We start from the raw sequence: 21,126 nt of genomic DNA, 5'->3' as shown, positions 1-21,126 counted from the left end.
GTCGTTTACACCTACAGGGTTTGGTGCTATACTCCATAACGGACTTTTATGAAAATACGTACATAGGCGAGTGAACAGGTCCTGAAATGCACACAATCAAAGAAAGGACGTTCATGGCGCTTTTAAGCTTTACCGTAACAGCGAGTGTCAGACACCCTTTACTCCAGTAAAGGGTGTCTGACACTCTGTAGTGTGCTAAAGGAAAGGGGTTTTTGGGGATGATGAAGAAGTATCGGAGGGAGCCGATGCCGGCTTGGCTCAAGAATTTGATTGAGTATACGTTGGTTATTGTGGGGTCTGCTTTTGTGGCGACCGCATTTAATATTTTCCTTTTACCGAATGAGATCGCCTCTGGCGGTGTGGCTGGAATCAGTACCATAACGAAAGGGTTATTCGGTTGGGATCCGGCTTATGTGCAGTGGGCGTTAAATATTCCGCTCTTTATACTTGGAGTGATTATTCTTGGGAAGAACTTTGGGGCGAAATCCCTTGTTGGAACGCTTGCGTTACCGTTTTTCGTTAAGCTGACAAGTGGAATTGAGCCAGCGACCGACAATGCACTTTTGGCAGCGATTTTCGGAGGAATGGGCGTTGGAATTGGACTTGGGATCGTATTCAGAGGCCGTGCTTCAACGGGTGGCATTGATTTAATTGCTCAGGTCATTCACAAGTATACGCACATTCCATTAGGTCTTTGTGTGGCGATGGTCGATGGGATGATTGTCACAACAGCGGCGATTGTGTTTGATATTGAGAAGGGACTTTTTGCTCTTATTGGATTATTTGCAACGTCTAGAACCATTGATCTTGTACAGGTCGGATTAAATCGTTCAAAAAATGTCATGATTATTTCGAATGAATTAGAAGAAGTGAGGCAAGCTATCATCAAGGAAATTGATCGTGGTGTAACCGTGTTAAACGGGAAGGGCGGCTATACGAACGAAGATCGCCATATCATCATGGTCGTGGTGGAGCAGAGTGAATTCACCAAATTGACACAAACCGTCAAGAGTATTGACCCCACAGCTTTCGTCATTGCAATGGACGCAGCTGAGGTACTTGGGGAGGGTTTTAAAACTTCCTGAATTGGTTATAATATCCTTGATGGAAACTACACTACTTCGTTAGGGGGAAGTAACATGAAAAGCAAATTGTTAGCCCTGTTATTCGGATCCGCTCTTGTACTTAGTGCATGTGGTGGCGGTGGCGATGATGGTGGAGAAGACGCCACTAAAGACAATGGCGAAGACACGCAAACAGAAGAAGGAACAAACGGTGACACAGGTACAGACGGTGGCGAAAGCACAGAAGGCGAAGGCGGCGGTGAAGTCGATACTGCAGCTGCTGAGAAGATTTACAAGCAAACTTGTGCAGGTTGCCATGCAAACGACTTATCTGGTCAAGTAGGTCCATCTCTTCAAACAATCGGCTCTAAGTATGACAAGGGCAAGATTGTAGACATTATCAAGAATGGTCAAGGCGGTATGCCAGCTCAGAATCTTAGTGATGAAGAAGCAGATACCGTTGCATCTTGGTTAGCGTCTAAGAAATAAGGACTTATTTTAATTGAACTTACGTATTGAAGAAGCCCTCGGTACTCCGTACTTTGGGCTTTTTTCGTGTGTATTTTCCAATCCTTTGAGACCTTTCTTACCATTCGCTAGGAGATTTCAAATTATGACAACATTTGAAATGAAAATGTAATAAAATTATGTCTAAAAAAACAGAAAATAGATGTTATAATAAGTAGGACGAAAAACGAAATGAAATTTAGATATGAAGACAGACTTTGACAACTGACAACCAAGATTAATCATACATGTACAGGTGGTTTGCTTATGATCGAAATGAAAGATGTGTCGAAAACATACTCGAATGGCGTTTCCGCTTTAAATGGAGTGAATCTTTCTATTGAGCAAGGGGAATTCGTCTATGTCGTGGGGCCTAGTGGTGCAGGTAAATCCACCCTTGTCGGCATGATGTATCGTGAGGAAAAAGCTACAAACGGCTCCATTTCAATTAATGGAGTTTATTTAAATAAACTGAAAGAACGCAAGATTCCGTATTTAAGAAGAGAGATTGGCGTTGTGTATCAGGACTTTAAGTTGCTTCCGAGGCTAACAGTCTATGAAAATATCGCTTTCGCACTGGAAGTTATTGAAGAATCTCCAAAGAATATTCGCCGCAGAGTTATGGAAGTCCTCGATCTCGTTAACCTCAAACACAAAGCTCGTCATATTCCGGATGAATTATCCGGCGGGGAACAACAGCGTGTCTCGATTGCACGAGCGATTGTGAATCATCCGAAAACGGTGATTGCAGATGAACCAACAGGAAACTTAGATCCAGAAACATCATGGGATATTATGCGTATCTTTGAGGAGATCAACGCAAAAGGAACTACCGTGATTATGGCAACACACAGCAAAGACATCGTAAATACGATCAAGAAACGCGTAATAGCAGTCGAAAATGGTCGAATTGTACGCGATGAGCATCGAGGTGATTACGGTTATGAAGCTTAGAACAGTCGGGCGCCATATACGTGAAGGTGGTAAGAACATCTACCGGAACGGTTGGATGACAATAGCCTCTATTGGTGCCGTAACAACAACTCTTTTACTCGTTGGAATCTTTATTGCCCTAATGTTGAACTTAAACCAGATGGCGACCAACGTAGAAGACGATGTAGAAATCAGGGTTTTAGTAGATTTAACAGCTCAAGATGAAGACATTGAAACAATCGAATCCAAAATAAGAGATATTTCTGAAGTATCAAGTGTCGAGTTTTCCTCAAAAGAAGAAGAACTCGAAAGTTTAATGCAGGATATGGGAGAAGAAGGCGAGCAATGGGAGTTATTCGAACAGGACAACCCACTGAATGATGCGTTCGTCGTTAAAACTGAGAATCCAATTGACACTTTTGATGTAGCGGATGAGATTGCCGAGTTTGATAACATTGATGAAGTTACATACGGGCAACAAGTAGTAGAGAAATTACTGAAATTTACGAAGTACTCACGCTACGTCGGAGCTGGGCTTATTGCTGGATTAGTCTTTACAGCTATATTCCTCATTTCCAACACGATTAAACTGACGATCACGGCACGTAGTAAAGAAATTGGCATTATGAAACTTGTCGGAGCAACTAACAGCTTTATTCGCTGGCCATTCTTTATTGAAGGCATGTTACTTGGAATCCTTGGTGCTCTCATTCCGATTGGAGTAACCGTAGGGGCCTATTACTATGTCTACAACAACTTAAGAGAGAAGATTAACTTCTCATTTGTTGAGATCATACCATTTGATCCACTAGCATGGCAGTTAGCATTAATATTACTTGCAATTGGCGCCTTCATCGGTGTATGGGGAAGCGTTATGAGCGTTCGCAAGTTCCTGAAAGTATAAATAGAAGCATTTAGATAGGGAAGGGGAAAAGGTGGAATATGAGAAAGTTAATGGGCTTTTTTTCGATCTTTGCACTTATGTTAGCCGGGACGTTCGCAGGTCCTACTGAACACGTATCAGCGGCTAAGTCTTCTAAAGAATTACAACAAGAGATTGAAGAATTGAAGCAGAAACAGTCAGAACTAGACGCGAAACGAGAAGACGCACTTGAGAACAAAAGTGAAACAGAATCAGAACTTAGTAGCAATATTGCAAAGCAAGAAAAAATCGATGCACAAATGAAAGAGTTAGACCAGAAGGTATCTAAGACATCAAGTGATATCCGTGCAAAAGAAGAACAAATTGCTAAAACGAACGACGAAATTGAGCAAACAGAAAAAGAGATCGCACAGCTTAAGAAAGAAATCAAAGAACTAATCGAAAGCATCGCCAAGCGTGAGCAGCTTTTGAAAGACCGCCTTCGTACCCTTCAGAAAAACGGCGGAGATATTAGCTATCTAGAAGTTATTATGGAGTCTAAAGACTTTGGTGATTTCTTAAACCGCACATCAGCTGTTAACAAGATTATGGGACAGGATCAAAAGATCTTAGAAACTCATCAATCTGAGAAGAAAGCGTTAGAAGAAAAGAAAATCGAAGTAGAAGAGAAAAAGAAAAATCTTGAAACGAAAAAAGCGAACTTAGAAGAGCAAAAGCAACAATTAGAATCTCTAAAAGCACAGCTTGATAAGCAGTTAGATCAAAAGCGCGACCTAATGGCCGAGCTTGAGCACCAAGAACAAGAACTTCACGATAAGAAAATGGAATTCGCAGAGCAAGCTGAAGTCCTTCAAGGTCAAGCGGCAGCTATGAAAGCTGAACAACGCCGTACGGAACAAGCGAAGTCAGCTGCAGAACAACGTGAAGCAGAAGCTCTTGCCGCTAAAAGAGCAGCAGAGCAAGCTAGGAAGAACAATAATAGTAGTAGCAATAACGGTAGTAGCAATAGCAGTAGTAACAGCGGAGGCTCCGTAAGCACTCCGGCGCCGGCGCCAAGCGTAAGCGGGTTTATTCGCCCGGCAGCAGGCCCTGTTACATCTACATTCGGTGCTCGTTGGGGAACGACACACCCTGGAATCGACTTAGGACGTTCTGGTTCTTCTAACCCAATTAAAGCAGCAGCATCAGGAACGGTTATCAAGTCCTATTATTCTTCAAGCTATGGTAACGTAGTATTCCTTACTCACTCTATTGGCGGACAAGTTTACACAACGGTGTATGCACACATGTCAAGCCGTAACGTTTCTGACGGTCAGTCCGTATCTCAAGGACAAGTTCTTGGTCAAATGGGATCCACTGGTTATTCCACTGGACCACACTTACACTTTGAACTACACAAAGGCCCATGGAACGCTTCAAAGAGTAACGCTGTGAACCCAGCTAGCTACATTAACTTTTAATCTATGACTCTATCACTAGGAGCTCTACCTTTCGAGGTGGGGCTCTTTTTTGTGATGGTGGAGGGGGCAAAGGAGAAGATCACGTCCGTTTACTACCTATTTCCGCGCATCTGATAAGATTATAGAACTTGAAAAAGGGTAAAGTCATGAACAAGTTATGTTTGGAGGAATGGATACGATGGCACCGATTAAAGCTTTTATATTTGATGTGTATGGCACGCTTTTTGACGTTCATACCGTAAAGGAGAAATGTGAGGAGTTTTTCCCGGAAAAAGGGGAGGCTATTAGCCAGTCCTGGCGGGAGAAACAGCTCGAGTATTTCTTTTTATACCAGGTGATGGGGAAATATCGACGATTCCCTGTCGTGACCACTAATGCGCTTCATTATGCAGTGAAAAAGCACGGGGAGGAGATCACGCAGGAACAAAGCGATGCGTTGATGGAGGCGTATTTGCACCTTACCCATTATGATGAAGTGGAAGAGGTTCTCGGAAAACTTGAAGGGTACCAGCGCGTTGTTTTCTCAAATGGCACACCTGAAACGCTCCACCCCCTTCTCGAGAATGCGGGTCTTACGGATTACGTGGATAAAGTGTTAAGCGTAGATGGTATTAAGCAGTTTAAGCCTTCTCAGGATTCCTACCTTTATGCGTTAGATCAACTTGGTGTGAAAAGAGAAGAAGTACTCTTTATGTCTTCAAATGGATGGGATATATCAGGAGCGAAGAATTTTGGGTTCCAAACGGCTTGGATTAACCGAAATGGTTTACCAGTTGAAGAGCTGAACCTTGAGCCTGATACCATCTACGATGACTTAAATGGCATACTAGAATGGATTAAAGAATAACGATTACCCGGCACTGATCGAGAGAGATTAGTGCCGGCTTTATTATGGTCAAAAAGTGCTCAGAAGGGCAATATCTTATGTTTATATCTTTTGTGACTCCAAAAAATGGTGTACACTAGTAGGTAAGGATTTAGTAGAAAGCATTTCTTTTTTATCGTGGACATGTCGGAATTGTTTCTGGCATATAGTAGAAATATAAGGCATCTCACAAGGCAGTGTGATGCCCATTTGTGCAGTATTTTCGGTAGAGAAAATCGATTTATTCGAGGTGAAAAGGTATGAACCTAAGAAAACGGTATCTGGCCGTCCTGCTCGTTGCCTCCATGGTGATCGGAGCGATTATTACGTACGCAGGCGTCCAACTCGTTGGCCCTGGAGAAGGACAGGCTAAGAGCGAGGTCACAAACAGCGAAAGTCAGGCTTCCGCAGATGAAAGTGAAGGTTCAAAAAAATCAATTGGGGATATCCTCGATGGATTGAAAGAAGATAACGGTGGCGAGCTTTCAAAAGTGGATCGAGCCTATTCTCTTATTAAAGAGAAATACGTACAGGACGTTGAGTCACAGGAGTTAGTTGAAGGCGCGATTCAAGGAATGCTCGAAACGTTAGAGGATCCGTACAGTGTGTACATGGATCAAGAAACGATGGAGCAGTTTAACAATTCCATTTCTTCATCATTTGAGGGGATTGGAACAGAAGTGAGCATGGTCGATGGAAAAGTGACGATCGTTTCTCCGTTTAAGGGTTCACCGGCTGAGAAGGCGGGCTTGAAGCCTAAGGATCAGATTATCAGTGTCGATGGGGAAAACATCGAAGGCTTAGATTTATATGACGCGGTTCTTAAGATCCGTGGTGAAAAAGGGACGACCGTAACGTTAGAGATTGATCGTCCAGGTGTACAAGAACCGCTTAAGATCGATGTCGTACGAGACACGATTCCAATTGAAACGGTCTACTCAAGCGTTAAAGAAGTAGATGGCAAGAAAGCGGGCGTTATTGAGATTACCTCTTTCTCTGAAAACACAGCGAAAGATTTTAATACGCAACTAAAAGAACTAGAGGACAAAGGCATTGAAGGTCTTGTGATTGATGTGCGAGGTAACCCGGGTGGTTTGTTCACATCCGTTCAAGAGATCTTGAAGAACTTTATCCCGAAAGATAAACCAATGGTTCAGGTAGAAAATAGTGAAGGTCAGAAAGAGCGTTACTTCACGGAGCGGGATGGCAAGAAAGAGTACCCGATTACTGTTCTAATCGATGAGGGTAGTGCTTCCGCATCTGAAATTCTAGCAGGCGCTATGAAAGAAGCGGGTGACTATGACCTTGTTGGGAATAAATCGTTTGGTAAAGGTACGGTGCAACAGCCTCTTCCAATGGGCGACGGCAGCAGTATGAAGCTAACGGTTTACAAGTGGCTTACACCAGATGGCAACTGGATTCACAAAAAAGGAATCGAGCCAACTGTAAAAGCGGATTTACCTGATTACTTCTATACGAATCCGGTTCAAATTGAAGACAAACCATTAACCTATGATCAAAATAGTGAAAAGATCGCAAACGTTCAAAAAATGCTAGAAGGCATTGGCTACAAACCTGGCCGAAAAGATGGGTACTTCAGCAAAGAAACGACGCAAGCGGTTAAGGCTTTCCAACAAGCCAATGATCTTAAAGCGACGGGTGAAGTGAACAAAGACACGGCTTCTGAAATTCAAGCTCAAGTCATTGAAAAAGTTCAAAACAAAGAAAACGACACCCAAATGAAAAAAGCACTGGACGTATTGTTTAGTGAATAAGGTAGCAGGAATTTAACGATTTCTATCGAATTAAATCCGTAGCATATCGCTGCGGATTTTTTTCGTGAATGGGGGGCCGAACACGAGGTGGGAGCGTTCGAGGTTGTCACAGGACGTGGCGAATTTAATCGAACTTCCTCTAATGTTTTTAACCCGCCTGCGCATTTCTAGTGTCCAGCTTCGGGCCGCAGACACTCTGTACATAAGTCAAACAACTTCGTGAGGAAAGAGCACCTCACTGCGTTGTTTGTCTTATGACTGCCGTGTCTAAACGCGGCCCTCAGCATTTCAGTTTAGGAGGTATACATCATGATTTCTGATTGGTTTTTTGAACTTATGAAAGGGTTCGGGCGGTTGTTTATGCAGCCGGTTACGTATTGGACTGTGTTGCTTTTGATGATGGCTTCGGTGAAGCGGATTAAGCGAGAGCGGCGGGATTTTGGGAGTAAGATCTTTCATATCTTTGCCGAGTGGCGTAAGACGATTGGGATAAGCTTGCTTTTTGGACTTATTTTATCCATTGTTTCCATAGCAGTTGGTTTTTCTCTTCCTTACCCAGTCGTTCTCCTATACTCAGCGGTGGTCATTCTTCTGACGCTTTCGCTTCGGTTTAGTTGGATATCTCCAGCGTACACGTTAGCTCTCACGGCTGTGCTTCTATTATGGCTGCCTGAGCTGAATACATCTTTTCTTCCTGATTCGTGGGTGACGGCTTTTGAGAATACCAGTTTTACAGCCCTTGGGCTCTTAATGGGTGTCTTTCTTATCCTGGAAGCGATCCTGTTCCACCGTTTTCGTAATAACGACTCGTTCCCACAGTATGTAAAGGGAAGCCGCGGGAAGTTAATTGGGCAGCATCGCTTGAAGCGTCTAGGCTTTCTGCCGGTCTTTTTCTTAATTCCAGGTGGGGCGATTGAGCCTTTTGCAGGTTGGTGGCCGATCTTTGAGATCGGGGATGGAACGTACGGACTTATGGCAGCGCCTATTTTGCTAGGGTTTGAGCATGTCGTACGTGGCGTTTCTCCAAGGAGTGCTGCTTTAACAATGAGATCTTCTCTGGTTGTTCTTGCAATTCTTGTACTGGGCTTATCTGTAGCCAGTTTTTATGTACCGATTCTTGCTCTTGTGGCGATTGTTCTTGCTCCAGTAGGTCGTGAGATTAGTTCCTTCTTATTAAGATGGCGCGACCATGGCAAGAATCCATACTTTACCCCGAGGTATGACGGGTTGCCGATCCTGGGTGTAATACCAGGGTCTCCAGCAGATCAGATGAATCTCGTCGTCGGGGAAACGATCGAAAAAGTCAATGGTCTAAACGTGACGAACGAACAGGACTTTTACTATGCTGTCCAATCGAATCTTGCTTATTGCAAGATTGCTGTGAAGGATACCGCTGGTGAGATTCGTTTTGCTAAACGGGCGATGTATGAGAACGATCATTATGAATTAGGTCTTGTGTTTGTTAAAGATCAGTACGCGAAGCAGAAAAAGGCAAAATAGATTGGATCGAAGAAGAAGAGCTAAAAAAGCTCTTCTTTTTTTGTAAGAATTTTTGTAATACAATAGAATTATTAGAATATTTTGGAAGGTGTGACTGGGATGTTTTCTTCAAAAACGAAAGATGCTCATGGATATAATTTGTTTATGACGATTTTAGCGGTTGGTCTTGCTCAATTTGTCATTTACCTGGTTTTGCTGGATGGTCCTACTAGTAACTGGACTTACTTCGGGGTGGTCCTTGCGTATGTGTATTTCGCCGTTATGATTGTGTACCGAGCGAAACGGTATGTGAAATATCGGTTACACAGGAAGGGAGAGTTATCTTGAAGAAATGGATTCTAGCCGTTTTAATGATTTTTACAATTATGATGAGTGTGGGTTGCCAAAGCCAACCTGATCAATCGACAATTCGTGCATATGGCGATTCGAAGTATCAAGACACATTTAAAGAGCTGGGAATAGGAAAGCTATTCGATTTTTCCTATCAATTGCCAGAGGCTAATAATCGATGGGTGAACGTATGGGTGGATCGATATAGGGATGGGAAGAAAGATGAGAATCCTTTAATTGAACTATCTTATGGAAACAATCCGGAAAACTATGAAGAAGGGTCACTTGGACTTGGGATTCTTCGGACGAATTCGGATGATGCGTCGATGTTTCTTTATGCGGAAGACATGAAATTAGAGCCTGTCAGTGTAGGGCGGCTGTTTGAGGAAGGCTATCCTACTTCTTATGGTTTTACAATAGAGGAAGACGAAGATGTAACGTTACAGCTGGGTGAAACTAAAGCACTGGCGGTGTATTTCCAAGCTCCTCAAAAAGATGTAGTCAAGATTAGAGATTCTAGGGATGAGGAAGAGTTACTTGAGATTATTGAAGAAAGTGCCGTTGTGCTGGTGTTACATATGAAGATTGAGGAACGTATGGAACCTTAAATGAAAAATAGATTGACTACAGCAAGGGCAGTTTTGAAACTGCTCTTTTTATTTTGGTTGGATGGAGTGCCCGAACAGACGTGGAAAGCGTCGGGATACGTGGGGAGAGTGTCCGAATCTAAGCTAATAGTGCCCGGACGGCTCGTAAAAGTGTCGAGACCACAGGCTAAAGTGACGAGACCACCGTTAAAAGTGTCGGGACGACAGCCTGAAGTGCCAGAACGCCCCGCCTAAGTGTCAGGACGACAGCCTGAAGCGCCAGAACGCTTCACCCAAGTGTCAGGACGACAGCCTGAAGCGCCAGAACGCTCCACCCAAGTGTCAGGACGACAGCCTGAAGTGCCAGAACGCTCCACCCAAGTGTCAGGACGACAGCCTGAAGCGCCAGAACGCTCCACCCAAGTGTCAGAACATCCGCCCAAAGCGCTAGAACGCCCCACCCAAGTGTCAGGACGACAACCTGAAGCGCCAGAACACCCCATAAAAGCCCCCCAACCTAACCCCGCCCAAAGCACCCAGAAAAACAATTTCCCTCCACAACCGCCCCAACCAACGACCCACTCACCGAACACACTATATAGTCCCATTCCATCAAATCTATAACTGGTATAGACAACTAGATACCTGAGTGGTATGGTAGATGTATGAAAAAGCGTTTTCATTTTATTATGTTCTTGAGGAGGGAGCTTATGCTCAACTTTTTGCAACGCATTGGGAAGTCTTTAATGTTTCCGATTGCGACTCTTCCTGCGGCTGCGCTTCTTGTGCGCCTGGGGAAAGAAGATATGCTCGATATTCCGTTCATTACAGCAGCGGGGAACGGGATTCTAGGTAACCTTGCGATTATATTTGCGATTGGTATTGCAATGGGGTTATCCCACGATGGGAGTGGGGGAGCAGCCCTTGCTGGTGCCATTGGGTACCTTGTTTTAACAGAAGGGGCTCAATCGATTGACCCTGATATAGATATGAAAGTGTTTGGCGGGGTGATTGCTGGTATAGCCGGTGGTTTGCTCTATAACAAGTACTATAATGTGAAGTTTCCGGACTGGCTCGCCTTCTTTGGCGGGAAGCGGTTTGTCCCCATTATCACATCGCTGACGATGGTTGTGGTGGCCTTTCTATTAGGATTTGTTTGGCCGCCGGTACAAGATGGACTTGATTCACTTGGGAACTGGATTTTAAATGCAGGTACAGCGGGTGTTGGCATTTATGGCGTGTTAAACCGTCTGTTGATTCCGGTTGGATTACACCACGTGATGAACGCGGTGATCTGGTTTGATTTTGGTTCATTTACAACGGCTTCAGGTGAGGTCTTCCACGGGGAGATTAATCGTTTCTTAAACGGTGACCCGGAAGCTGGGTATTTCCTTGCTGGCTTCTTCCCGGTTATGATGTTTGGCTTACCGGCAGCTTGTGCGGCAATGTATATGGCCGCGAAGAAAGAGCGTAAAGCGGCTGTAGGTGGCATGTTATTCTCGATCGCGTTTACATCTTTCTTAACGGGTGTGACAGAACCTATTGAATTCTCCTTTATGTTCTTATCCCCATTATTATACGTCGTTCACGCGCTGTTAACGGGCGTGTCGATGGTAGCAGCATACTTATTAGATACCCGACATGGATTTGGATTCTCGGCAGGTTTAATTGATTACCTATTGAACTTTACATTAGCTCAGAATCCACTGTTACTGGCTGGTCTTGGAATTGTTATGGGAGTCATCTACTTTGTCGTCTTCTACTTCCTAATTATTAAATTGGATCTGAAAACGCCTGGGCGTGAGGATGAAGATGAGGAAGAGGACATGGTTGAAACAGAGAAAGGTGACTATGACGCGAAAGCTTATCACTATATTGAAGCCCTTGGTGGTCTGAACAATATTGAAAGCCTTGATTATTGTACGACGCGCCTGCGTATGCAGGTGACCGATCAGGAGCAGGTCGATGAGAAGAAACTGAAGCGACTGGGTGCTCGTGGTGTTATGAAAATGAAGGGGAAAAACCTTCAAGTAATCGTCGGTACAACGGTTGAATTTGTGGCTGATGCAATACGAAAGCGCATGGACCGTGGAGATACTTCGGCTCCGGATCAGCCTGAGGAAGTGGAATCTAAAGAAGAACAGACAGATGCCGGAAAAGCGATGAGCGGTGAAGCTTTTGCCTTGCCGATTGCAGGTCGTGTGATGGAACTTTCGGAAGTACCAGATGAAGTCTTTGCACAAGGTATGATGGGTCCTGGTTTCGCCGTAGATCCAAAAGGTGATACGTTTACGTCCCCAGTTGACGGGAAAGTCGTTAACGTCTTCCCGACGAAACATGCGATTGGTCTTGAAACAGAGAATGGAGTAGAGATCCTGATTCATATTGGACTCGACACGGTGAAGCTTCAAGGTGAAGGGTTTGAGCTTCTTGTTGAAGACGGACAGACCGTTTCACAAGGAACGCCTCTTATTAAAGTGGACTTTGACGCCATTCGTGACCAGGTTCCATCTGTTGTGACACCAATTGTGTTTACAAACCTGGATGGTGAGACGCTGAAACTTGAGAAAACTGGCGACCAGGATGCGCAAACGACTAATATCGTACACGTACAAAAGTAAATCAATACAAGGGAGAGTGGCTGCTCTCCCTTTCTTATGAGGAGGTCTCATATGTATGTTATTCAGAACGTAGACCTTGTCTTAGAAGACGGGACGGTTGAGAACGGGAACGTCTTCATTCAAGACGGGAAGATACAAAAGATTGGAACAGACGAGATCGGTGATGCTGTTGTTCTATTTGATGGTACCGATCAGGGGTTAACCCTTTATCCTGGTTTTATTGATGTTCATATCCATGGTGCTAACGGCTGTGACGTCATGGACGGAACGGAAGAAGCGCTAGAGGAAATGAGTCGGGTTCTGCCAAACGAGGGGACAACAAGTTTTCTGGCGACAACGATGACGCAGTCCCATGAGCGAATCGAACGAGCGGTTGAAAATGCAGGACACTATATTGCTAGGCAACAAGCAGATGGCAGAGCAGAAGCGCTCGGTATTCATTTAGAAGGACCGTTTATTTCAACAGATAAAGCAGGGGCACAGCCTCATGAGCACATTGTGCCACCGAACAAAGAGCTTTTTCAAAAGTGGCAGAAGAAGAGTGGCGACCACATTAAGCTTGTCACGCTTGCTCCGGAATCAGATGGCGCTCTTGATTTTATTGCCTATCTTTCACAGAGTGGTGTTGTGCCATCGATCGGTCACTCGAATGCGACCTTTCAGCAGGTAAAAGAAGCGGTGGATTGCGGTGCGAAGCATGTTACTCATCTGTTTAATCAAATGAGCGGGCTGCATCACCGGGAACCTGGTGTTGTAGGGGGAGCTCTTTTGCATCCTGAGCTGAAGACCGAAATGATTGTAGATGGCATTCATGTTCATCTTGATGCGATTCGACTTGCCTATGCGCAAAAGGGGTCTGAGCATACGATTCTAATTACCGATGCAATGCGTGCGAAATGCCTGCCAGAAGGTGTGTATGATCTCGGTGGCCAGGATGTGCACGTGAAGAATGGTGAAGCGAGACTTGAGGATGGGACATTAGCTGGTAGTATTTTAACCCTTCAGGAAGCGGCGAAGCGGATGCGCTCGATTAACGATCTGACAAAGCGTGAGATTGTTCAAGTGACGTCAGAGAACGCAGCTAAGCAGCTCGGGGTTTTTGACAGGAAAGGAAGCATTTCAGCCGGAAAAGATGCTGATCTCGTCTTGATGGATGAGTCGATGAACCTCGTTGCGACATTCTGTAAAGGGGTTATCAGTTATCAGAAAGGAGGGGAGCTTTCATGAATATCATTGTAACGAAAGACGAGCAGGAAATGAGCCAAAAAGCTGCGGACCTGCTGCAGCAAAGGAACAAGCCTGAGTCTGAGTGTGTCCTTGGACTGGCGACTGGAGGTACGCCTCTTGGGACTTATCAAGAACTGATCAGGCGTTATGAATCTGGGGAAATGGACTTCTCTAATGTGACGACATTGAACCTTGATGAATATGTAGGTGTCCCGAAAAGTCATCCTCAAAGTTACCGCTCGTTTATGCAGGAAAACCTTTTCAAGCATGTTAATATGGATACGAGAAAGGCTCATATTCCAGATGGTCAGGCAGTGGATTTGAAAGAAGAATGCGCTCGCTATGAAGCATTGATAGAAGAGGTTGGTCCCCCTGATATTCAGTTATTAGGGATTGGGCATAACGGTCATATCGGATTTAATGAGCCTGGGAGTTCCTTTGAGAGTGAGACGCATGTCGTGGAGCTGGCGGATTCTACTCGTGAAGCGAATGCGCGTTTCTTCACATCCATTGAGGAAGTTCCGACAAAGGCCATAACAATGGGTATCCAATCCATCATGAAAGCGAAGAAGATTGTGCTGATCGCAAGCGGAGAGAAGAAAGCGGACGCGATTCAGAAGCTTCTGTCTCAGGACGTAAGCGAAGATTTCCCAGCGTCAGCCCTTCACCGTCATCCAGATGTCACGCTTATTGTAGACCTGGCTGCTTATCAAACTGTGCAAAATTAAGAGGAGGCGTTTTTCATGTTGGATAAACGATCCCCCCTGCCGATGTACTACCAGATTGAAGAACATATTAAACAACAAATTCAAAAGGGTGCGTTTCTACCGGGGGAAATGATTCCGTCTGAGCGAGAGCTCTCTGAAACCTATGATGTGAGTCGCATGACGGTTCGCCAGTCGATTACGAATATGGTGAACGACGGAATCCTGTATCGGGAAAAAGGTCGCGGCACGTTTGTGGCCGAGCAAAAGATTGAACAAACGTTACAAGGAATGACGAGTTTCACGGAGGATATGAAAGCACGCGGCCTCGTCCCGAGCAGTCGCTTGCTCCATTTCGATGTGGTTCCAGCTCAGCCAGAGATGGCAGAGAAGCTGGGTCTTCAGGAAGAGGAGGAGCTTTTCCTGATCCAACGTATCCGCTTCGCAGACGGGGAACCGATGGCTGTGGAGACTACGTTCATTCCGGCAAAATTAGTTCCTGGTTTAAGCAAGGACATTGTGCAAGGATCGCTCTATGAATATATGGAAGCCAAGCATGGCTACAAAATCGGAAGAGCCACACAGGTCATTGAAGCGACCATCGTAGATCAGCAGGAAGCAGAACTCCTTCAAGTCCCACTTTCGTCCCCAGTGCTCGTCATCGAACGGAATTCTTTCTTAACAGATGGGACTCCTTTCGAGGTCGTGAAGTCAGCTTACCGAGCGGATCGTTATAAATTCAGCAGTGACATCATTCGGAAATAGAGGTGATGGGATGTCGTACTTGAAACAGCTCATAGACAATCTTTCTTATATTGAAGAAAAAGATCGGGATCATTTGCTTCATTTAGCGGGACAAATAGCCGACCGCCTAGAGCGAGGAGGTATTATTCAGCTATTCGGAAGTGGCCACTCGAGTCTGCTAGCCCAGGAACCGTATTACCGGGCAGGCGGGCTTGTGCCGGTCAAACCGGTTTTAGTGGATGAACTTCTGCTTCATAATGGTGCCCTTCAGTCGTCAGAGCGGGAGCGGGATCCGGCTTTTGGAGATACGTTCATTAAGGATTTGGATATACGAGAAGAGGACGTCGTTATCGTGATCTCAACGTCCGGACGTAATCCTGTTCCGATCGAAGTCACGTTGGAAGCAAACCGTCGCGGTGCTTTCACAATAGGGCTTCAATCCCTCTCTTATCAAGAAACTCAGAGTTCCCGTCATGAGAGTGGCAAGCGCCTCGAGGAAGTAGTGGATGCGGTTCTCGACACCCGTGTCCCTGTCGGCGATGCGATATTACAAGAAGAGGGCATCGACCAGCCCTTTGGCCCAACGTCAACCGCCGTCGGTGCAGCGCTCATTCATGAAGTGTTTACAAGAGTCGTTGTAGAGATGAAAAAACGAGGCAACACCCCGCCTATTTTCAAGAGTGGGAATGTAGAAGGGGCAAGTGATCATAATGAGCGTCTGATTGAGGTCTATCGGGAACGAATTGATTTTTAGTAATGGGAGAGACCAGCATCTGAATTGGGTGCTGGTTTTATGTGTAGTTCGGGGTGGGGAGAGGATGAGAGGGCGGACGTCGAGAATGGGCGCCGTGATGTCTAGAATTAGGGATGGGACGTCGAGAAAGGTGAGGGTGATGGCTAGAAAAGAAAGACGGACATCGAGAAAAAGGTTCTTGATGTCTAGAAAGTGCAGGAGGACGTCGAGAAAGAGCCCTCTGATGTCTATAAAAGAAAGGCTGACGTCGAAAATCCAATGGGTAACGTCTAGAAAAGAGTGGTTTATGTCTAGAACCAGAGCTCTACCGTCGAAAAACTTCTAGATCACTGAGTTACTTCCCCCACTGATGTGCCATCAGTAAGCTGGATTTTTGTATTCTTCCCTGGGCTGGTGATACGCTAAAAAAGCTGAGCCAGAGAGCTCAAAATCGATTCGAGGAGAGTAATAATCATGAACAGTTTACAAGATACGATCAAGCTTAATAATGGTGTAGACATGCCTCGGTTAGGATTAGGCGTATTTAAAGTAGAAGATGGCGATGAAGTCATCAATTCAGTTAAGTGGGCCTTAGAACACGGCTATCGCAGCATTGATACAGCAGCTGCCTACAAGAATGAGGAAGGCGTAGGAAAAGCGCTGAAAGAATCCGGACTAAGCCGTGATGAGATTTTTGTAACGTCTAAGCTTTGGAACTCTGACCAAGGTTATGAGGAAACGTTGCAAGCATTTGAAACAAGCCTCGAGAAGCTAGGCCTTGAGTATTTAGATCTTTATTTAATTCACTGGCCAGTTGAAGGCAAATATAAAGAATCTTGGAAAGCGATGGAGAAGCTTTACCATGACGGTAAAATCCGTGCGATTGGTGTAAGTAACTTCCATCCTCATCACTTAGATGATTTATTAAAAGATGCAGAAGTGACACCGGTGATCGACCAGGTAGAACTTCATCCGAAACTTTCTCAACAGGAAGTTCGTGACTACTGTGCCAAGCATGATATTGTAGTGGAAGCATGGAGTCCCCTTATGCAAGGGCAAATCTTAGAAGAACCTGTAATTAAAGAGTTAGCTGATAAATATAATAAAACAGCTGCTCAAATCGTGATTCGTTGGGATCTTCAAATTGGTATTGTTACCATTCCAAAATCAACGAAACAACATCGCATTCAAGAAAACGCCGATGTGTTCGATTTTGAATTAACAGATGAAGAAGTCGTGAAGATCAGCGCGTTAAACGAAAATCACCGCGTCGGTCCAGACCCGGACAACTTCGATTTCTAAACCATGTCTCAAACAAAAGGTATCTGCCTCCGCATAAGGAGCAGGTACCTTTTTTACGTTAAAGGATTGCAGGGTGTCAGACACGCGTCAGTGCACTAAAGGGCTAAACGGTGTCTGGCACCCTTTCGTGCTTTAGTGCGCTAATCTGCTGTTTCTTAGTCGTAGTAGAGATTCTCGTAGTAGGTTTCTACTTCTTCTTTGTTCTGATTGTGAAGGTAGTGAATGGTTCCCCATTCGAATAGGGTTAGGAAAAGGAGGGTTAGGATTCCTGTGAACATGATCAATCTTCCTTTCTTTTTGTTCTTGTTAAATTTACTATAGGGTATGAAACGCGTTTCAGAACAAGAGTTTTTTTACATAACGTTTGAGGTGAGGGTATGGCGAATATACGAGATGTGGCGAAACAGGCTGAAGTGTCGGTAACGACGGTGTCCCGGGTATTGAATCAGCACCCCTACGTCACAGAGGAGAAGCGGGTGGCGGTGGAGAGGGCCATGGAGGAACTTGGCTATTTCCAAAACATTAATGCCATTCATTTATCTACTGGTGAAACGAGACTGATTGGGGTTGTGATTCCATACATTAATCATTCTTATTTCTCCACGCTGCTGAAGGGGATTGCGGATCAGGCGCTTGTACAGGGGTATAATCTCGTTTTTTATCAGACGAACTACATGAAGGAAGAAGAGCATAAGGCTTTTGAAGCGTTAAAGCAGAAGCAAGTGGATGCGTTACTCATTCTTTCTCGCGCGAGTGAATGGGAAGCGATCGAATCCTATCAATCTTTTGGATCTATTGTTGTATGTGAAACAGCTTCTCATGAGACGATTCCATGTGTCTCAGTTGATCACTATGAAGCCTTTCGCTTTGGTATGCGCTACATGGTGGATCAGGGTCATCAGAAAATCGGGTATTGTATTGGACGTAGAAATGGAACAAATAGTAAGCTAAGAGAGAAAGCTTATTGTGAGGAACTGGAAAGGATCGGACAGCCTTTTCGTGAAGAGTGGATTTTTAATGGTTGTTTAACGATTGAAGATGGGAAGCGGGTCGTGAGTGAATATGCGGCGCTTAACGAGAAACCATCCGCCTTACTTATTACAAGTGATCAGGTGGCTGCTGGATTTATGATGGAGGCCCAGAAGCAGCAAATTCAGATTCCTAATAATGTGGCTATTCTTGGATTTGACAACCATCCTATTGCGGAAGCGCTTGACCTGACTACGATTCATTTGCCCCTTCATGAGGTTGGGGTGAATCTTGTTGAGAAAGTCGTGAAGAAAGACAAGACGTCAACGATCTATCCATTTGAACTGGTCGAACGGGGAAGTGTGTAAAGTTCTAACTATTGAATCCATATACTGCAAGGAAGTTTACCATTTAAGGGGGGACCTATTATTCATGACTATAACGCTTGCCTGGGTGGCGCTTTTTGTAATCTTACTTGCGCTATTGTTAACAGGCTTACTCTTGTTCCTTCTCGCCCAAAAGGGAAGAACGATACGGTACGAAGAGAGGAAAAAAGAGTATAAGAGAAAATTAAAGCCGGTTGTTCAACAAGTGGTCATCTCAGGGGAAGAAGGCCATTCGAGTCTCATTCAACATGACCGGATCGTGTATGAAGCCCTATCTGAATTACTAGAAGAAATCACGACAACGCTTAAAGATTCCTCTGTCAAAATGCGTGTGAACTCATTTGCTCAATGGACAATGACGGACTATTATAAACGTTTGCTTGCTCATCGACGCTTCAGTTTACGAATGAATGCTCTTTACCAAATAGAAGATTTTAAAATTCAAAGCTTTCACGAAGAGTTGTGGCAACGGTATAAACAAAAGCGTTATAAAAACACGGCTGAACATTATCAGATTGTCCGAACGCTTAGTGCTCTTCATTCAGATGAATTGGTTTATGATCTTCTCGGGGAGCATCATCCATATCCGAAGTTCCTGTATAAAGAGATCTTCAGGAGGCTTCTACAAGTTGATTTCGAGCGCTTTTTAGATCAATTTGATTCTCTCCCTGTTCCTCTTCAGCAAGCTGTTGTGGAGTGGATTGGAGAGATGAAGGATTACAGTCGAATTCCATTTTTGGAAGTGCGCCTGTCAGAGGCCTCATTTGAACTTCGGATGAGTCTGTTAAAAGTTCTTGAATCGTTTGGTTACGTCTCGAATCATGATGTGATCCTTGCGTTGAAAACCTCAGACCATTTTCAGGAGCGTATGATGGTTGCGCGGATTGCAAGAGTGACCGAGAAAGAACGGTATAAGTCCGTCCTTGTGGATCTGTTGTCTGATTCTAACTGGTTTGTTCGACAAGCTGCGGGGGAGGCACTTACCGTTTATAATGACGGGGATATGATTTTGTCCCATGTGTTTGAAACGAGTGTTGATCCATACGCCCGGGATATGGCTCATCAGTGGTTAGAAAGTGAGGGAGCTGCATGGAAATCATAGCGTTAGTCCTACAAGGTCTATTTCAACTTTTTACACTCTTATTCATCTTATATATGGTTGTTGTAATTGGATTTTATACCGTCATGCTCGTGATCTCCTCAAGACAACTGAGGGAACAATATGGATTGAATCAAAAAGAGCCGTATGAGGACTACCTGGACAACATTGATGCTAAGCCTGTCTCTGTAATCGTTCCGGCCTACAACGAAGAGCTTGGTATTTATAGCAGTGTGCGGGCGCTCCTCAGTATGAACTATAGTGAATTTGAAATTATTGTTGTGAACGATGGATCTAAAGATCGAACGGTCGATATCATGATTGAAGCATTCGATATGAAAAGAATCCCACACGTTGTACGAAAACAAATTGATACAGAGTCCATACGCGGAATCTATCAATCATCTATTCATAGCAATGTGTATATGATCGACAAAGAAAACGGCGGGAAAGCGGATGCTTTAAATGCCGGCATCAATATTTCTCATTATCCTTACGTGTGTTCGTTAGACGGAGATTCTGTTTTAGAGCGAGATGCCTTCTTAAAAGTGATGAAGCCGATTATAGAATCAGATGGCGAAGTGATCGCAGCGGGTGGAAGCATTCGAATCGCGAACGGTTGCCGCATTGAACGGGGTGAGGTCATGGAGATTGGGCTAGCAAAATCTCCACTCGTAGTCATGCAGGTAATCGAGTATTTAAGAGCCTTCTTAATGGGGCGTATTGGTCTGAGTCAGAATAACTTGTTGCTGATCATATCAGGTGCCTTTGGGATTTTTCATAAGGAATCGGTCATACGCGCCGGTGGCTATCGCCGGGATACGGTGGGTGAAGATATGGAGCTTGTCGTAAGGCTCCACCGTTTCATGAAAGAAGAGAAGGAGTCTAGCAAAATCGTCTATGTTCCAGATCCCGTGTGCTGGACAGAAGCCCCTGAAGATACAACGATCTTAAAACGTCAGCGAAGTCGCTGGCACCGTGGGTTGTTTGAGTCACTTTGGCACCATAAACGGATGTTGTTTAATCCGCGTTACGGAAGCATCGGACTCATCTCTGTTCCCTATTTTGTATTTATTGAACTGCTTGGCCCTATTATAGAGGTCTTAGGTTATATCCTTGTTCCGATTGGTGTTTTGACAGGAATCATCAACGTACAAGTAGCCATCCTTATGTTTCTCCTTGCCCTTTTATATGGATCGATTCTTTCCATGGGTGCTGTTCTACTCGAGGAGTGGAGCCTCCGTCGGTATCCAAAAGAACGCCACGTGATCCGCTTATTCTTATACGCTTTATCTGAGACCTTCTGGTATCGCCCGCTGACTGTATTCTGGCGCCTCCTTGGCCTTGTGCAGGTTGCTCGGAAGCAGCAGGGTTGGGGAGAGATGAAGCGGAAGGGGATTTCGCAGTGAGTGTTGGGGGAGGATGTCTAGAAAGCGA

At 44.7% G+C, this 21,126-nt stretch carries 21 protein-coding genes; 19 read left to right on the top strand and 2 right to left on the bottom strand.

Annotated features, from left to right (window positions below):
• The first annotated feature begins 221 nt into the window (after positions 1-221).
• The 10 genes from LQ226_RS19390 to LQ226_RS19345 all read left to right on the top strand — a co-directional run bounded on the left by LQ226_RS19390 (position 222) and on the right by LQ226_RS19345 (position 9,925).
• Positions 222-1,085 (top strand): YitT family protein, encoded by an 864-nt coding sequence (locus LQ226_RS19390; RefSeq protein WP_231419733.1) that lies wholly within the window; start codon positions 222-224, stop codon positions 1,083-1,085.
• Between the two features lie 54 nt (positions 1,086-1,139).
• Complete coding sequence (gene cccB, locus LQ226_RS19385; protein WP_231419692.1) at positions 1,140-1,553, top strand: cytochrome c551; 414 nt, start codon at positions 1,140-1,142, stop codon at positions 1,551-1,553.
• Between the two features lie 285 nt (positions 1,554-1,838).
• Entirely contained in the window at positions 1,839-2,525 is a 687-nt protein-coding gene (gene ftsE / locus LQ226_RS19380) for a cell division ATP-binding protein FtsE (protein WP_231419691.1), read from the top strand.
• Entirely contained in the window at positions 2,515-3,408 is an 894-nt protein-coding gene (gene ftsX / locus LQ226_RS19375) for a permease-like cell division protein FtsX (protein WP_231419690.1), read from the top strand. The genes ftsE and ftsX overlap by 11 nt, the downstream gene beginning before the upstream one ends.
• A gap of 38 nt (positions 3,409-3,446) precedes the next feature.
• Positions 3,447-4,847: a murein hydrolase activator EnvC family protein gene (locus LQ226_RS19370; protein WP_231419689.1), complete on the top strand. Its 1,401-nt coding sequence runs from the start codon at positions 3,447-3,449 to the stop codon at positions 4,845-4,847.
• 178 nt (positions 4,848-5,025) lie between these two features.
• Positions 5,026-5,694 (top strand): haloacid dehalogenase type II, encoded by a 669-nt coding sequence (locus tag LQ226_RS19365; RefSeq protein ID WP_231419688.1) that lies wholly within the window; start codon positions 5,026-5,028, stop codon positions 5,692-5,694.
• Between the two features lie 278 nt (positions 5,695-5,972).
• Complete coding sequence (locus tag LQ226_RS19360) at positions 5,973-7,487, top strand: S41 family peptidase (RefSeq protein ID WP_231419687.1); 1,515 nt, start codon at positions 5,973-5,975, stop codon at positions 7,485-7,487.
• A gap of 309 nt (positions 7,488-7,796) precedes the next feature.
• A complete protein-coding gene (locus tag LQ226_RS19355) occupies positions 7,797-8,987 on the top strand; it encodes a PDZ domain-containing protein (RefSeq protein WP_231419686.1) in 1,191 nt (396 codons plus the stop codon).
• A gap of 99 nt (positions 8,988-9,086) precedes the next feature.
• A complete protein-coding gene (locus LQ226_RS19350; protein ID WP_231419685.1) occupies positions 9,087-9,314 on the top strand; it encodes a hypothetical protein in 228 nt (75 codons plus the stop codon).
• Positions 9,311-9,925 carry a hypothetical protein gene (locus LQ226_RS19345; protein WP_231419684.1) on the top strand — a complete coding sequence of 205 codons (615 nt, stop codon included), beginning with the start codon at positions 9,311-9,313 and terminating at the stop codon, positions 9,923-9,925. The genes LQ226_RS19350 and LQ226_RS19345 overlap by 4 nt, the downstream gene beginning before the upstream one ends.
• A 230-nt stretch (positions 9,926-10,155) precedes the next feature.
• Here the strand turns inward: LQ226_RS19345 and LQ226_RS19340 are convergent, their stop codons facing one another.
• A complete protein-coding gene (locus LQ226_RS19340) occupies positions 10,156-10,587 on the bottom strand; it encodes a hypothetical protein (protein WP_231419683.1) in 432 nt (143 codons plus the stop codon).
• A gap of 27 nt (positions 10,588-10,614) precedes the next feature.
• On the opposite strand from LQ226_RS19340, the gene nagE reads away from it, so the two are divergent.
• The 6 genes from nagE to LQ226_RS19310 all read left to right on the top strand — a co-directional run bounded on the left by nagE (position 10,615) and on the right by LQ226_RS19310 (position 17,235).
• Positions 10,615-12,525 carry an N-acetylglucosamine-specific PTS transporter subunit IIBC gene (nagE, locus tag LQ226_RS19335; protein ID WP_231419682.1) on the top strand — a complete coding sequence of 637 codons (1,911 nt, stop codon included), beginning with the start codon at positions 10,615-10,617 and terminating at the stop codon, positions 12,523-12,525.
• Between the two features lie 51 nt (positions 12,526-12,576).
• Entirely contained in the window at positions 12,577-13,752 is a 1,176-nt protein-coding gene (nagA, locus tag LQ226_RS19330; protein ID WP_231419681.1) for an N-acetylglucosamine-6-phosphate deacetylase, read from the top strand.
• Entirely contained in the window at positions 13,749-14,480 is a 732-nt protein-coding gene (nagB, locus tag LQ226_RS19325; RefSeq protein WP_231419680.1) for a glucosamine-6-phosphate deaminase, read from the top strand. Before nagA ends, nagB begins: the two co-directional genes overlap by 4 nt.
• 15 nt (positions 14,481-14,495) lie before the next feature.
• Positions 14,496-15,221: a phosphonate metabolism transcriptional regulator PhnF gene (gene phnF, locus LQ226_RS19320; protein ID WP_231419679.1), complete on the top strand. Its 726-nt coding sequence runs from the start codon at positions 14,496-14,498 to the stop codon at positions 15,219-15,221.
• A gap of 10 nt (positions 15,222-15,231) precedes the next feature.
• Entirely contained in the window at positions 15,232-15,954 is a 723-nt protein-coding gene (locus LQ226_RS19315; RefSeq protein ID WP_231419678.1) for a sugar isomerase domain-containing protein, read from the top strand.
• Positions 15,955-16,401: 447 nt separating this feature from the next.
• Complete coding sequence (locus LQ226_RS19310) at positions 16,402-17,235, top strand: aldo/keto reductase (protein ID WP_370635547.1); 834 nt, start codon at positions 16,402-16,404, stop codon at positions 17,233-17,235.
• A gap of 155 nt (positions 17,236-17,390) precedes the next feature.
• Here the strand turns inward: LQ226_RS19310 and LQ226_RS21065 are convergent, their stop codons facing one another.
• A complete protein-coding gene (locus LQ226_RS21065; protein WP_255688860.1) occupies positions 17,391-17,513 on the bottom strand; it encodes a hypothetical protein in 123 nt (40 codons plus the stop codon).
• Positions 17,514-17,612: 99 nt separating this feature from the next.
• Between LQ226_RS21065 and LQ226_RS19305 the strand changes: the two genes are divergently transcribed.
• From LQ226_RS19305 to LQ226_RS19295, 3 genes are all read left to right on the top strand, one after another.
• Entirely contained in the window at positions 17,613-18,572 is a 960-nt protein-coding gene (locus tag LQ226_RS19305; RefSeq protein WP_231419676.1) for a LacI family DNA-binding transcriptional regulator, read from the top strand.
• 64 nt (positions 18,573-18,636) lie between these two features.
• On the top strand, positions 18,637-19,692 hold the full coding sequence (locus tag LQ226_RS19300; protein WP_231419675.1) for a HEAT repeat domain-containing protein: 1,056 nt from the start codon (positions 18,637-18,639) through the stop codon (positions 19,690-19,692).
• On the top strand, positions 19,680-21,098 hold the full coding sequence (locus LQ226_RS19295; protein ID WP_370635541.1) for a glycosyltransferase family 2 protein: 1,419 nt from the start codon (positions 19,680-19,682) through the stop codon (positions 21,096-21,098). Before LQ226_RS19300 ends, LQ226_RS19295 begins: the two co-directional genes overlap by 13 nt.
• Positions 21,099-21,126: the final 28 nt, after the last annotated feature.

Source organism: Pontibacillus sp. HN14 (assembly GCF_021129245.1).
Taxonomy (GTDB): Bacteria; Bacillota; Bacilli; order Bacillales; family BH030062; genus Pontibacillus.
The sequence above is the reverse complement of the archived record's forward strand: the minus strand, read 5'-3'. Positions and strand labels throughout refer to the sequence as shown.